This is a genomic window from Gramella sp. Hel_I_59, assembly GCF_006714895.1.
In the GTDB taxonomy this organism is placed as follows: domain Bacteria; phylum Bacteroidota; class Bacteroidia; order Flavobacteriales; family Flavobacteriaceae; genus Christiangramia.
The window spans coordinates 2,369,258-2,382,946 of the sequence record NZ_VFME01000001.1 but is presented as its reverse complement, the minus strand read 5'-3'; the positions used below and the strand labels follow the sequence as shown (position 1 = coordinate 2,382,946).

Below are 13,689 nucleotides of genomic sequence, written 5' to 3'. Positions count from 1 at the left end.
TTAATTAATTTGAGATAAACTCATTGGAGCACATCAGTCTTCAGTCAATAGTTAAATATACATAACTGGCGGAAAAAACTGTGATTTAGTCTGAAATTCTTTCTGAAGACACTTCAGCAAAAAATTAAGGGTATTAGTTCGGTATTTTTTCTGCTCTGCAATTAACATCTTCAGAAGTTAATCAAGTTCTGGCTTCATAATTAATAATGCTTACGGCGTCGTATATAAATTCTGAAAAATATCTAAATTGAGAAGAATAGTGGATTTAAAAATTCACCATATAAATGTAGCTGAGCTTATTAAGGTTGGCAATAAAAGGCAAAAACTTTATAACATATCTGCCAGGAAAACAATCAGAAAGATCCATCCTAAGTATAAAATCGTATAGGTGATTGAGTAGGATATGGAGAGCACAATATTTCCGAAAGTTTTACCAGATCTGCTAAAAACCAGTTTTAATGCTCTAAAAAATATCCAGTAGAGCATCAGAATAAGGATGAACAAGGTGAACCAGAACAAAGCTTCCAGTAATATGAATAATAGGATCATGGCTATCGTCATGAGGATCCAGAGCAGAATGGAAATAAGAAAACCTGCTATCCCATCCCCCACATCTGAAGTGGGCATTTCAAAGTTACCCGGAGTATCATCACCAAAAAATTCTCCCTTTTTATAACTTCTGAATTTGGGGAAATTATCCTTGAGTCCGGCGCCTGTATAGAGACCATAAGTCATGAACAGGAATAGAATAATTCCTATCATAGATAGAGAAAGGTAGAGGTTTGTAGTGATTCCTCTATTATAAGTTATTCCACTCAGCCAGACACTTAGAAAAGTAGCGGTTACAACGAGAATAGAAATTATAAATACTGTTTTACCTTTGAAGTAGTTTTTCTTTATTGATTGACGCATTGATAAAAAAGTGAATTTATTTAAGTTGAACTACACATCTTACTAAGATAATATTTGCCATAATGAAGCAGTTTTTTTAAAGTGTCTTAAGACCTATGGTCATGGTGATTGGCAGATGGTCTGATCCTATATCTGGTCCTGTTGCTCTTTTAGTGACCTGAAGATGTTTAGATACTAAGAAATGATCCAGGGTTGTCTGTAAGACATTATGATCGGCAGGCCAGGTTGGAAGAAGACCAAAACCAATCCTACTATCCTTTAGATTTTGCTTCAGCAAGCTATCAAAATGAGGGGAAAAGGATGAAGTATTGAAGTCACCAGCAATAATTAGATTCTTAGAAAACCTGGGAATATCTTTGACAATATTAGACAATTGCTTATTCCGATTCAAGAAGGACTGCTGGCCAATTGGTGGAACGGGATGAGTCGCCACGACCGTAAATTCCTGTTCCATACCACTCACATTTCCAATAATAGAAGGTTTGTCATTGAGACTGAAATAGTCTACTGAGCTTTTCATTTGGTACTTACTCAATAGAGCGATCCCAAAATTATCGTTTCTGGGAACAATTTCTGTGTATTGATAGTTGCCGATCACAGGCTCAAGTGAGCTTAACCATTCCGGAGTTAGTTCCATTAAAATGAGTACATCCGGATCCTCATTTTCGATGTAATTAATGGTTAGTTCTCTATTCGAATTACTAGAAAGTAAATTAATACTTGAGATCTTGAAATGATTGTCAGTTGAAGGAATTGATGTTTCGGTGTAAAACGGAATGATAAAATAAAGATTCGACAGAAGATTGATGCTTAGTATTAGAATTGCCAGCACCTGTTTTCTCAACAGTATTAAGGTAGGAAAGACTAATAAGATCGAAATGATAAGAAGTTGCATCTTAAAATTTGAAAATATATCGATTAACCAGTAGTTGGTTATGATGTGGGGCATTACTGAGGCTAATAGAACTGCGATTAACACTATCCAAAAGATTCTTTTAAGAAAGGTTTTTTTCATATAACTGCTAAAAAGATATTTGTTCAAAGACTAATTTAGATAGCTAAGGAATGTCCTATAGACTATCTGATTATTATTTGAGCGTAAACAATCTATAGTGCATAAATACCGATAGTTTTATTAAAATAATAGTTTAACTCTGACTTTTGTCTGATCTCCTAAACAAATTGAAATGAATAGCTATATTCTATAGCCAATTTGAATTTAGTTGTGATGAATATCTACGCGCCTGGAAGGTGTCAAGCTTTTCGATGAACTAACTTTGGGTAGGATAGCTCTGGCTATAGAAACGGGATTACTTAAGTGGTTTTGATATCTGATTTGTTGCGTTAAGTTATTGAACTCAGGAATTTTTAAATTGCTTGCATTTAACGGTTTCGGTTGTCCCAAGTTGGGTTCAATATTCCTCATTCCATAATTTGTAGTTAGTGGTTATAGTTAGTCTCATTTACCCAATGAAACTTCCTATTAATTAATCTAAAGTCAGATTTAGGTTTTCTTTTAAATAGAATAGAGATAGAATCAGCATATATAGTTCCATTCAACTCCAGTTCTTGAGGATTAATAAACTTATATAAAAACCGATGTGATACAGAATCATTCTCACTTCTAAAAATAATCTCATTCAAATCGGAATTATTTTTAAAAAGATATCTGTCTATAGAATCTGTCATTTTTTTTATAGTAGCTTTATTCTTCTCATCAACTATTAAATACCTCCATCTATAAGTATCCGTTAGAAGTGGAGATAGAATATCCTTGTTCTTTACAAATAATTGTGTTTCCCAAATTCCATATAACTCTGATTTTTCCTTTAATTGTTCAGTAGCTTTAAATCTTATTAAGGTTTGTATTAATACCGCTCCCATAACTACAAAGACTAAAAATCTTTTACCGATTGTAATAATTTTTTTAAAATTTGTGTTTTTTAGTGGAACATAATATTCCACTTTTTCTATTGTTTTGTTTTTAAAGAAGAAATCAAACACTCTTTGACCATTAACTTGCAATAAAATCAGTGCCATTATGAATAGATGAGCCGAAACTAATTTTACTGGAATATCATAAGTCAGGTTCATCATAAGAACATTGCTCATTACCCCTATAATTACTAAACTGCCCAGAGTGACTGTTTTTCTGAAAATCAATAAGATTCCACCAAGGATTTCAATAAAACCAATAAAAATGTTATAAAAAAAAGAGTGCCCCATAAAAGTCCAGGCCAATCCCATAGGCGACATATTACCAACAGTTTCCACTAATCGTTCTAAACTATGGTCAGCAAATTGACCTTTATATACTTTAGCTAAACCATAAATAAGCATCGCGAATATAAGGGTGAGTCTAATGATAACTTGAAACCAGTAAAAAAGCTTATTATAAGAATTTCTTTTAAGGTCAATTATTGACCATATTAATACTATTGGAATGGTTAGGAATAAGTTAAAACCCAACCTAACATAATCAAAGGCTCTATCTCCACTTCCAGTACTTTCCATTGTAAAATCAGTTCCCCAATTCAAAACGTATTCAGCAAACCACCTTAACGGAGTGTCCAATAAATAAGAGGACAACAATAAAAGAATGTACAGAACAATGTAGGTGAATAGAAATTGAAAAATAAGTTTATTCGTAAAATTCCAATGCTCTTTTCGTTCTTGAGGTAAAATCATATTGTTGAGAGTGATTATTTCGGCTTGTTGCCAACGGTTTCCTTTACTTCGCTTATTAATAAATATACCTTTGAGATGAAGAAGGAGGAGAACTAAAACGGTCTCGAGATTACAGATCCAATAGCCGTAAGAGTCCTCCATTCTTCATACGGGCAGCAAGAACCATTTGGAATACCAGGTCTTATTATGGACCCGTTAAAGGAGTTAGTTAATGCGCCCTTCAAATAATAATTTTTTAAAAATATGAAAAATTACCAAGAAGTAATCGGAATTGATGTTTCAAAAAACAAGTTAGATGCCTATGCTTACAATCGTAGTTCCCATCGGGAGTTCAGTAATGATGTGAAGGGTTATAAAGCCTTGTTGCAATGGGCTAACGGTAAGGAACAAAAAGTGTTTTTCTGTTTTGAGAATACCGGTCATTATTCCTTGAAGTTAGCGTTGTATTTATCTTCAAAGAAGCAGGTATATGTACAGGAAAATCCTGTAGTAATCAAACGTTCTTCCGGAGTGATCAGAGAGAAGAATGACGTGGTAGATGCCATGATGATCGCCAGGTATGGCTGGCTTCACCGTGAGGAACTTTCACCGAGTGAGCTGAAAGATAATGAACTATTAGAAGTAGGCAGGTTGCTGGCTTTGCGTGATCAGCTGGTTCGTAGTCGTACGGGATTGAAGAATACCCTTTCAGAGCTGAAAAAGTTGCTCAGCAGCAGTTCTACAGATACCTGTTGTAAAACGCTTGTAAGCTCTATTACTCACCTGACTTCTCAAATAAATAAAATAGAGAAGCAACTAAAATCACTGATAAAGACTTCTGAGGCATTATCGCAAAATTATAAGTTGATCAGTTCTTTAAAAGGTGTTGGTTTAGTTGTAGGCGCCCAGTTGCTTTATCACACCAATAATTTTGAACGCTTTAATAGCTGGCGCCAATTCTCCAGTTATTGTGGGACGGCTCCCTTTGGTCATAGTTCGGGAAGCAGTATTCACAAAAAGCGAAAATGCCACCCGATGGGAGATCGGCAAATGAAGAGCCTGCTTAGCATGGCGGCCTGTACAGCCATTCAATATGACAGTGAATTACGGCAGTATTATAAGAAAAAGCGGGAGGAAGGTAAGTTAAAGATGATTGCGCTAAACAATGTCCGCAATAAACTGTTATCCAGAGTGTTTGCAGTGGTGAAGAGAGTGACGCCTTATGTGGAATTACAAAGATTTGCAGCCTGAAAAAATTAGCACAAAAGGCTTGGATTTAACCTTGGAATACGGTTATCGCCAGTTGGCGGAGTAAGGGACTCGGATTTGTCGGCTTAGTATTGGTTTGTTGGTCAAGATAATTATTTTCTTACTAACGCTGCCGCTTATTGGCGATGAACCGTTGTTGTAAAGCGTTAATTACTAGATCTTTAAATTTAATTTTATCGTCCACGTGAAATGTTAGATTCTTAAATTTTCTTTTCATTCCGTATAATCCAATTAATGTATTTTCTTTTTTTAACCTAATAATTAAGTTATGACTTTCTAATTCTCCTAAAAGAGATAGATTCCGAGTTTCCTTATTTAGCTCTACATCTTTTGATGATACTTCTATACTTTCGATATCTTCTATATTAATGGTGGCCTCCTTCATAATTCCATATCTAAGAAATAGTTTGTTATTTTCTATTGATATTGGTCTTTTAAACATTGATTTTAAGAATCCGAAAATTTGAATTCCAGTGTAAATACTTAAAAATGTCAAAATCCAAGCAGCAGTATTGCTCCATTTTGCTAATAAAATGTGTATTACAGCCGTTTCAATTGCTACTAAAAATATGATTACAATCATTAATGCGATTGTGCCGCTTTCTTTGTGGTAAGAAAACTCATTTTCTTTTAAATCTCTTTTTTTCCAATAAATAAACCCATAATAAAAAACCGCAATTTCTGTAACAACAGGGATAACAAATCCTTTGGGAAGTATTTCATAACAAGTGTTCTTTAATGTGGTAAAAAAATCAAACGATTCGGTTTTGTTTAAGTTGTAGTGTTTTATTCCTTTTCTGACATTGTATATTACAAATGATAGAATTGATATTTCAACGATAGGGAGTACCCAAGTTTTAAAAAGATTTAAATAATACTGATTTTCTGATGGGAGAATAATTGAACTTATTACGATTCCGAGTATTAAAAATGGAACTACCGTTGTTTTAGGAATATTTGTTTTTCTAATTAGCAAAAAATATATAAACGGCACTGTCAATAATAAGTCAAACGTTATTCCTGTGGCTAGATTATTTGAGTTATTTATAAATAGTTGTGATTTCGCAATGAAAATGATCAATCCAATAATCAGAAATGGTATTCCAAATATGATTAGGTTTTTCTGAAGATTTATTGTTTTGTTCATATTTTCATTTTAATGCTTTACAACGGTTACGGTTATCGCAAGTTGCGGGAGTAGGGACGCGGACTTGTCGGCTTAGTTATTTTCTTTCCTGGTTTCTAAAATTATACTTTTTCCGGCTATACCCGTTATTTGCGATGAACCGATGTTGTGCGTAGTTTTTATTCCGATTGATTATTTATCCAATCTATTAATTCATTTTTATTTATTGCATCCCAAGTGGAATCTGGATTCTTTTTTTGTGATTCATTGTCTTCTGGTTGTAAAACAATTAATTCTGTTTTTTCATTTCCTGCAAGTTCCAATTCGGCTAATAGTCCAACCATATCAGGTGAATTGTTGTCATACATTGTTTTAAGATGCTTTTTTAGCCAATACTTTATTGCAGGTTCTATATATGCTCTTACTGCATAACTAGTGTAAAACTTAATGTTCTCATTTTTTTCATCAAAATAGCTATAAGCTGAGAAATCGTAATAACCGTCGGGATTGTTTTTAGGTGTGCCATTAAGATGTGTTTCTAACATATAGGTAGCGAATGTTGGTTCCCATAAATTATTGCGTTGATTTCTTTTTTCTCTATCAAATTTATACCATTCGCTTGCCCAATCTAACACTGCATTACAAACTACAATACCTTGTATGTTTAATTGAAACCCATAATTATCTTCCTTCATAAATTCGATATGTTTCATTACCCTATGTCCCGACAATCCAACTCCAATAAAAAAGATATTTTCGTTAGGTAAATTGTATTTTTTAAAGACTTGATTGATTATTATATGTGAGGAGCGGGCAGATTTTTTAGAAAAATAAAAATCAAAAGGAATTTCATTTGAAACTGATAGAACTGCAAAATTCTTTTCAGAAGCCTGGTCATAAATCTGTTTTGAATTTTTATTCTTTTTATCGTATCCTGAATCTTCAAGAAATACTAATACACCTTTTATATCTTTACTTGTAGGTAGCATTAGTGTGTAGCCACTTTGAATGAATGGTAAAAAATCTTTTTCTCCTATTCCAATCCTAATACTATCATTTTTTCTTTGTTCATATTCTTCAACAATGTTCTGTGAGATGGTCTTATTACTGTAACTTATAATTAGATTGAGTAACAAGAATAGTTTAAAAATTTTGTTCATATCGCTGGATTCAAGGTTGTAACGCAACAAAGCGTATTAAAAGGTTAGGTATTCAAATATAATTTTTTTCGTTCAAGATCCATCATTTCCTGTGGCGTTTTAAACCCTAGGATTTTACGAGGTCTGTTATTGAGTTTATCCTGTATAATTTTCAATTGTTTTTCATCAATGGTATTAAAATTTTTTCCTTTTGGAAGGTATCTTCTAATGAGTCCGTTAGTGTTCTCATTGGTTCCTCTTTCCCAGGAAGAATAGGGGTGAGCGAAGTAGATTTGCATTCCTGTTTTTACAGTAATTTTCTTATGTGCTGCCATTTCAACTCCGTTGTCGTAAGTCATCGTTTTCTTAAAAACTGGATCCATTTGATTCAAGGTTTTGGAGAATTTTTTACTGACGTGATCAGCCTTTTTATGATCTAATTTCACAATCAATGTGTATCTAAACTTGCGTTCTATGATAGTCCCTATGACACTTTTGTGATTGGCTCCCACCATAAGATCACCTTCCCAGTGACCGCTTTCTTCTCGAAGGTTAATATGCGCTGGTCGCTGGTCAATGCTAACCTGATCGATAATTCTGCTTCCTTTTACCTTACGTTTTTTTCTTGATCTTCTACGCTGTGTTCCTCTGGCCAGAAGCTTGATGAGCTTTAAATTAAGCCTTGCTTGTGGCTTATTGTAGATGTGCTGATAAATAGCTTCGTGAGAAATAGTCATCACTGGATCATTGGGATAATCATCTTTGATCCTTCCGGATATTTGTTCCGGTGACCAGTCTTTCAAAAGACCTTTGTAAACATAAATACAGAGCCTTTTATAGGTGCTTATTTTATCCTTGTTTTTTTTATTGAGGTAATCGTCTTTAGCAATATAATCAGCTATATCAGCACTGTAATATTCCCCTGGTTTAGTGATCCATCTGTTCACTTCTCGGGTAATGGTTGAACGGGATCTACCCAGCTTGATTGCAATAAAGGATTTGGACCTATTTTCTTCTAAAAGAGTCTGGATAATCACCCTCTCTTTATGAGATAATCTCCGGTGTTTTTTTAGTTCCATACAACAAATCTAAAGTTATGATTTGTTGCGTTAAGTTATTGAACCCAGGATTTTATTTGCAAATTGGCTACAACGGTTACGGTTATCGCAAGTTGCGGGAGTAAGCACGCGGACTTGTCGGCTTAATATTGGTTTGTTGGTCATATTAATTATTTTCTTAATAACACTGCCGCTTATTGGCGATTAACCGTTGTTATGTATTGTGCCATTGCAGAATTATTTTTCTTTAGTAGCTAATTTTTCCAGTACTTTTTCATCCGAAAAATTTATTATTATTAGTCCGCTTTTTGCCCTAGCTCCGTAAAGAGATTGAGATTTCATGTCGTTTGAAAGTGATATGTTCTCAATGTTATTTTCAATTAAATGAGAATTAATCAGAGCAACTCTCTTTTTGCTTATATTACTTTCCAATAATATTCCTTCTGAGTTCTGCGATTTCAAGATATATAGCGGTCTATGTTGAGTGGTGCTTTTAAAGCCGTCAGGTAATTGAGTTTCGCCGTGAGCATTGGTCGGAGTATAAAAGATATTCGAATCAGATATAAGTCTTTCTTGGATTAATTTTATCTGCTGTTCTAAATTTTCAGTTTTAAATTTAATGTTCCACTGATCATTCTGTTCTTTTGTGTCAATAAATTTAAATTCTTCTTCCTGGCTAAATAAAGGATTGATAAAGAGTAGTGTGAGGGCGATAATAAGTTTTTTCATAGTGGGTTTTTCAAGTTTTGGCATAATACATAACGGTCTCGGTTATCGCAAGTTGCGGGAGTAGGGACGCGGACTTGTCGGATTAACTATTTTATTTCCTGGTTTCTAAAATTACGCTTTTCCGATTAAACCCGTTATTTGCGATCAACCGATGTTGGCAATTGACCTTAGTTGGTCCAATCTACAATCCTATTTTTCATGTTTTCATATTTAATTCGATAATTTATATAGAATAGGCAAGTCCATACTGCAGCCACTACTATACAAGTAATTGAAGTTAGAACAGTGGTGTTTTCAATTTCATTTTCAACCATCACTAATGAAAACAAAGTAATCAAAATCATTAGAATCAACATTATCGATATATAGCTTGCGACTTTTTCAAATCTCATTTCTAAGAAACCCGTCAGAAAATTCCAGCCTTTCAGTTTAGCAGAAATATCAGTTTTATTATTTGAAAAATCTACTTGAAATATGAGAGGTTTTGTAGTTGTTATTATAATATTATTCTCAATCTCAGAGTAAGATTCGCAGCATTTTTCTAAATGCTCGGTTAGTTGTGATTTTTTATTCATTTTATATATCGGGTTATTTGACTTTTTTAGACTGGTCTGAGTTTATTAAGAAGCAACTTTTAATATTTTCTTTAAGTTCAAGTTTTCATTGGTTTGTTGCCAACGGTCTCCTTTACTTCGCTTATTAATAAATATACCTTTGAGATGAAGAAGGAGGAGAACTAAAACGGTCTCGAGATTACAGATCCAATAGCCGTAAGAGTCCTCCATTCTTCATACGGGCAGCAAGAACCATTTGGAATACCAGGTCTTATTATGGACCCGTTAAAGGAGTTAGTTAATGCGCCCTTCAAATAATAATTTTTTAAAAATATGAAAAATTACCAAGAAGTAATCGGAATTGATGTTTCAAAAAACAAGTTAGATGCCTATGCTTACAATCGTAGTTCCCATCGGGAGTTCAGTAATGATGTGAAGGGTTATAAAGCCTTGTTGCAATGGGCTAACGGTAAGGAACAAAAAGTGTTTTTCTGTTTTGAGAATACCGGTCATTATTCCTTGAAGTTAGCGTTGTATTTATCTTCAAAGAAGCAGGTATATGTACAGGAAAATCCTGTAGTAATCAAACGTTCTTCCGGAGTGATCAGAGAGAAGAATGACGTGGTAGATGCCATGATGATCGCCAGGTATGGCTGGCTTCACCGTGAGGAACTTTCACCGAGTGAGCTGAAAGATAATGAACTATTAGAAGTAGGCAGGTTGCTGGCTTTGCGTGATCAGCTGGTTCGTAGTCGTACGGGATTGAAGAATACCCTTTCAGAGCTGAAAAAGTTGCTCAGCAGCAGTTCTACAGATACCTGTTGTAAAACGCTTGTAAGCTCTATTACTCACCTGACTTCTCAAATAAATAAAATAGAGAAGCAACTAAAATCACTGATAAAGACTTCTGAGGCATTATCGCAAAATTATAAGTTGATCAGTTCTTTAAAAGGTGTTGGTTTAGTTGTAGGCGCCCAGTTGCTTTATCACACCAATAATTTTGAACGCTTTAATAGCTGGCGCCAATTCTCCAGTTATTGTGGGACGGCTCCCTTTGGTCATAGTTCGGGAAGCAGTATTCACAAAAAGCGAAAATGCCACCCGATGGGAGATCGGCAAATGAAGAGCCTGCTTAGCATGGCGGCCTGTACAGCCATTCAATATGACAGTGAATTACGGCAATATTATAAGAAAAAGCGGGAGGAAGGTAAGTTAAAGATGATTGCGCTAAACAATGTCCGCAATAAACTGTTATCCAGAGTGTTTGCAGTGGTGAAGAGAGGAACGCCTTATGTGGAATTACAAAGATTTGCAGCCTGAAAAAATTAGCACAAAAGGCTTGGATTTAACCTTGGAATACGGTTATCGCCAGTTGGCGGAGTAAGGGACGCGGAATTGTCGGCTTAGTATTGGTTTGTTGGTCAAGTTAATTATTTTCTTTCTAACGGTCCCGCTTATTGGCGATTAACCGTTGTTGTGCGTAGGCCGTAAACTAGTAATTCTTCTATTCTATATTTTTGATTAACATTATTTTTTTACTATCCCAATTTAAAATAACACGGTAATTTTTGAAAAAATCAGCACCAAACCTCTTTTCTAAATATTGCTCTGAATACACTTGGACATTTTCTAAAGTTGAATTTCCAAATTCAATTTCATTGATAATTCCTATATAAGATTCCCTGGTTGTATTTTGTTCTCCATAAATTCCAGTAACACCTTTGGTCTTAGATTTTTTGAAATCTAAGATTTCGCCATTTTCTGTTTGCTTTTTGAATTCAGAAAATGGTACTACGATACCTCCATTATACCCTAAATCAACAGTGAAATTCCAAACTTTCTTTTTATTCAATTTACAAGCGATAGCGGGTACTCCTGCTACACCGATAAATAACTTGTTTTCAATTATGTTTTCAGGTATTTCTAATTTTGATTCTTTATCCGTTATTGTAATTTCTTGCTTTTTGAAGTCAATATCCCAAATAGCATGCTGCATTAAATTAGCTCCTATAAATCCGTCAATATTTAAAGAAGACCACACTGATACATCATTAAAATTATTGATTAAAGCAGTTGTTCCGGTAAAATCTATGTTTCCGATTTTAACATTCTCTAATCGGGTATATTTATTTTGGACCTTTTTGTTATAAACATCACCTGCTTTTGCAGAATCTATAGCTTTTAAATTCAAACTTTCAGCAAGTTCATTTGATACCAGATTAGGAGAGCCTGTGTCTAATAGAAAATCATAGTTTTTATTTTCGATTTCTACAGGGATAATTATAAAACCATTTTTAATTTCGAAAGGAAATGTAGCACTATAATTTTGCTGAGTTGTTTCACCTTCTTTAAGGTGCTTTACGGCTTTACTAAGGGAACAACTATTAAGTAGAATAATTGTTATAAAATAAATAAATACTCGTGCTATTTTCATTTTCTAAACTTTGGAACTGAATTTTTCTTACGGCTTACGTACAACGGTTCCGGTTATCGCCAGTTGGCTGAGTAAGGGACGCGGATTTGTCGGCTTAGTATTGGTTTGTTGGTCAAGATAATTATTATTCCTATTAACACTGCCGCCTATTGGCGATTAACCGTTGTTATATACTGTGGCGACAGTTACAATTTTAAATTTGAACTCTTTTTAGTTATTTAAATTGTTCCAACTATGAAATTAAGAAGTTGATATAATGCAATTCCTAAAATCACTCCAATTATTATCCAGGGAAGTCTTTATTTAAAGCTCAGTTTTAATACTTGAGAATCTACAAGATCTCCATTTTTATAAACTTTAAGTTTTATCTCTTTCATATCAAATTGCTTATAACTTGATATTAGTGAAAAATTATCTTCTTTTATTTTAAAGTTGTGATCCGTTCCAGAAAGAGAATATTTATTTGACTTTTCTTGTCCGTCAACAATTATTTTTTCTCTTCCAAGAATGGAATTGATAAATTTAATTTGGTTGGATTCAATTTGAAATACAGTGTTTATCATTTTTTAATGAGGATTTTTCCAACCATCTATTGCAGCTTCAAGAGTAAAGTCTAAAAATACTAATATCACAATTATCGAGAATATTATTCCTAAAATTTTTAATATGCTGATTTTCATAAATTAAAAATTAGTTTAGTAACCAAAGAGTCCTGCTTTGAAATGCTCCCAATCTGAAAATATGGTTCTAAATATTAAGAATGCAACTACGAATGTGATAAGAAAAATTAGTAGATGAGTTTTTTTTGATTTTAATATTCTAGCCATTGTCATTTTAGTTGAATGTTTTTGATTGTATTGAAATTGTTTATATAGATTATTTCAACTCTTTTTCTTTAGTTATTGGTTGATTTTTTGGAAAAACGTTACATTTTAATCAAATTTTGAACGTTAAAAGTTCGATTTTCGTTTTTGAGCCATTGTATATAACGGTCTCGGTTATCGCAAGTTGCGGGAGTATGGACGCGGATTTGTCGGATTAGTTGTTTTCTTTCCTGGTTTCTAAAATTACACTTTTTCGACAAAACTCGTTATTTGCGATCAACCGATGTTGCCTGCAGTTCTTTAGGATACTAAATATTACTCAAAAACTTAATACTAAATTAACCTTTACATTTTACCAAAACTTCCACCAGGATTTGAGATTTTTCTGTTCAAAGTCCTTACTTGGATAGATATCAATGATATGATTATAATTTTCAATATCTGTAGCAATCAATTCAAATTTTTCCTCAATTAAATTAAGGGCTTTTACTGAGCCTCCAAAATCAAAGACGAAGTTTCGATTGGAGCTATTAGTAATATGAACATTGTCATATTCTTTATCAGTCTTAGAAATGAAAACCATTATCCAATCACCGTTTTTAAAGTCGTAATTTTTATCAATCTGATCAGTTCTATAAAAACCCCGAGTAAACGGTGAGTGATTTTCAAGTCCTATTGGATATTCAATGTAATTTACGAAGTAATTGAATCTTTCGATGTCTGGAGTATTAGTGAATAAGATTAAAAATGAATCAGTAGTACCTTTTTTTCTGAATAGCTGAATTCCTCTAACAAACTCTGTATTAGCATACAGATTTGCTAAATTCATTAAAACATTTTCAATGATGTAAGTTTGGACATTCTCAACTATTATATAACATTTCATTTTTCTTCTTTGTAATACTATTGGTGAATTGCAGGCAACTGTCTCGGTTATCGCCAGTTGGCGGAGTAAGGGACGCGGATTTGTCGGCTTA

The 13,689-nt window shown here is 33.5% G+C and carries 13 protein-coding genes; 2 read left to right on the top strand and 11 right to left on the bottom strand.

The features are described from left to right. Positions 1-327: 327 nt before the first annotated feature. From JM79_RS10985 to JM79_RS10975, 3 genes are all read right to left on the bottom strand, one after another. Positions 328-912, bottom strand: a complete 585-nt coding sequence (locus JM79_RS10985) for a hypothetical protein (RefSeq protein ID WP_141878186.1) — start codon at positions 910-912, stop codon at positions 328-330. Between the two features lie 76 nt (positions 913-988). Then, positions 989-1,807, bottom strand: coding sequence for an endonuclease/exonuclease/phosphatase family protein (locus tag JM79_RS10980; RefSeq protein WP_260443422.1), 819 nt, complete (start codon positions 1,805-1,807; stop codon positions 989-991). 545 nt (positions 1,808-2,352) lie between these two features. Next, positions 2,353-3,426, bottom strand: coding sequence for a DoxX family protein (locus tag JM79_RS10975; protein WP_141878184.1), 1,074 nt, complete (start codon positions 3,424-3,426; stop codon positions 2,353-2,355). Between the two features lie 417 nt (positions 3,427-3,843). Here JM79_RS10975 and JM79_RS10970 point away from each other — a divergent pair, with 417 nt between their 5' ends. Next, the gene (locus JM79_RS10970; protein ID WP_141878183.1) at positions 3,844-4,830 is read left to right on the top strand and encodes an IS110 family transposase; all 987 of its coding nucleotides are present in this window, start codon (positions 3,844-3,846) and stop codon (positions 4,828-4,830) included. Between the two features lie 121 nt (positions 4,831-4,951). On the opposite strand, the gene JM79_RS10965 is transcribed toward JM79_RS10970, so the two are convergent. From JM79_RS10965 to JM79_RS10945, 5 genes are all read right to left on the bottom strand, one after another. Beyond that, the gene (locus tag JM79_RS10965; RefSeq protein ID WP_141878182.1) at positions 4,952-5,995 is read right to left on the bottom strand and encodes a hypothetical protein; all 1,044 of its coding nucleotides are present in this window, start codon (positions 5,993-5,995) and stop codon (positions 4,952-4,954) included. Positions 5,996-6,153: 158 nt separating this feature from the next. Further along, positions 6,154-7,134 (bottom strand): hypothetical protein, encoded by a 981-nt coding sequence (locus JM79_RS10960; protein ID WP_141878181.1) that lies wholly within the window; start codon positions 7,132-7,134, stop codon positions 6,154-6,156. Between the two features lie 44 nt (positions 7,135-7,178). Beyond that, positions 7,179-8,192, bottom strand: a complete 1,014-nt coding sequence (locus JM79_RS10955; RefSeq protein WP_141878180.1) for an IS30 family transposase — start codon at positions 8,190-8,192, stop codon at positions 7,179-7,181. 216 nt (positions 8,193-8,408) lie between these two features. Then, on the bottom strand, positions 8,409-8,900 hold the full coding sequence (locus JM79_RS10950; protein ID WP_141878179.1) for a hypothetical protein: 492 nt from the start codon (positions 8,898-8,900) through the stop codon (positions 8,409-8,411). Positions 8,901-9,067: 167 nt separating this feature from the next. Further along, positions 9,068-9,475 (bottom strand): hypothetical protein, encoded by a 408-nt coding sequence (locus JM79_RS10945; RefSeq protein WP_141878178.1) that lies wholly within the window; start codon positions 9,473-9,475, stop codon positions 9,068-9,070. Positions 9,476-9,787: 312 nt separating this feature from the next. Here JM79_RS10945 and JM79_RS10940 point away from each other — a divergent pair, with 312 nt between their 5' ends. After that, a complete protein-coding gene (locus JM79_RS10940; RefSeq protein WP_141878138.1) occupies positions 9,788-10,774 on the top strand; it encodes an IS110 family transposase in 987 nt (328 codons plus the stop codon). A 184-nt stretch (positions 10,775-10,958) separates the two neighbouring features. Here the strand turns inward: JM79_RS10940 and JM79_RS10935 are convergent, their stop codons facing one another. The 3 genes from JM79_RS10935 to JM79_RS10925 all read right to left on the bottom strand — a co-directional run bounded on the left by JM79_RS10935 (position 10,959) and on the right by JM79_RS10925 (position 13,541). After that, positions 10,959-11,888: a retropepsin-like aspartic protease gene (locus JM79_RS10935; protein WP_141878177.1), complete on the bottom strand. Its 930-nt coding sequence runs from the start codon at positions 11,886-11,888 to the stop codon at positions 10,959-10,961. Positions 11,889-12,187: 299 nt separating this feature from the next. Then, positions 12,188-12,451, bottom strand: coding sequence for a hypothetical protein (locus tag JM79_RS10930; RefSeq protein WP_141878176.1), 264 nt, complete (start codon positions 12,449-12,451; stop codon positions 12,188-12,190). 613 nt (positions 12,452-13,064) lie between these two features. Further along, positions 13,065-13,541: a hypothetical protein gene (locus JM79_RS10925; protein ID WP_141878175.1), complete on the bottom strand. Its 477-nt coding sequence runs from the start codon at positions 13,539-13,541 to the stop codon at positions 13,065-13,067. Positions 13,542-13,689: the final 148 nt, after the last annotated feature.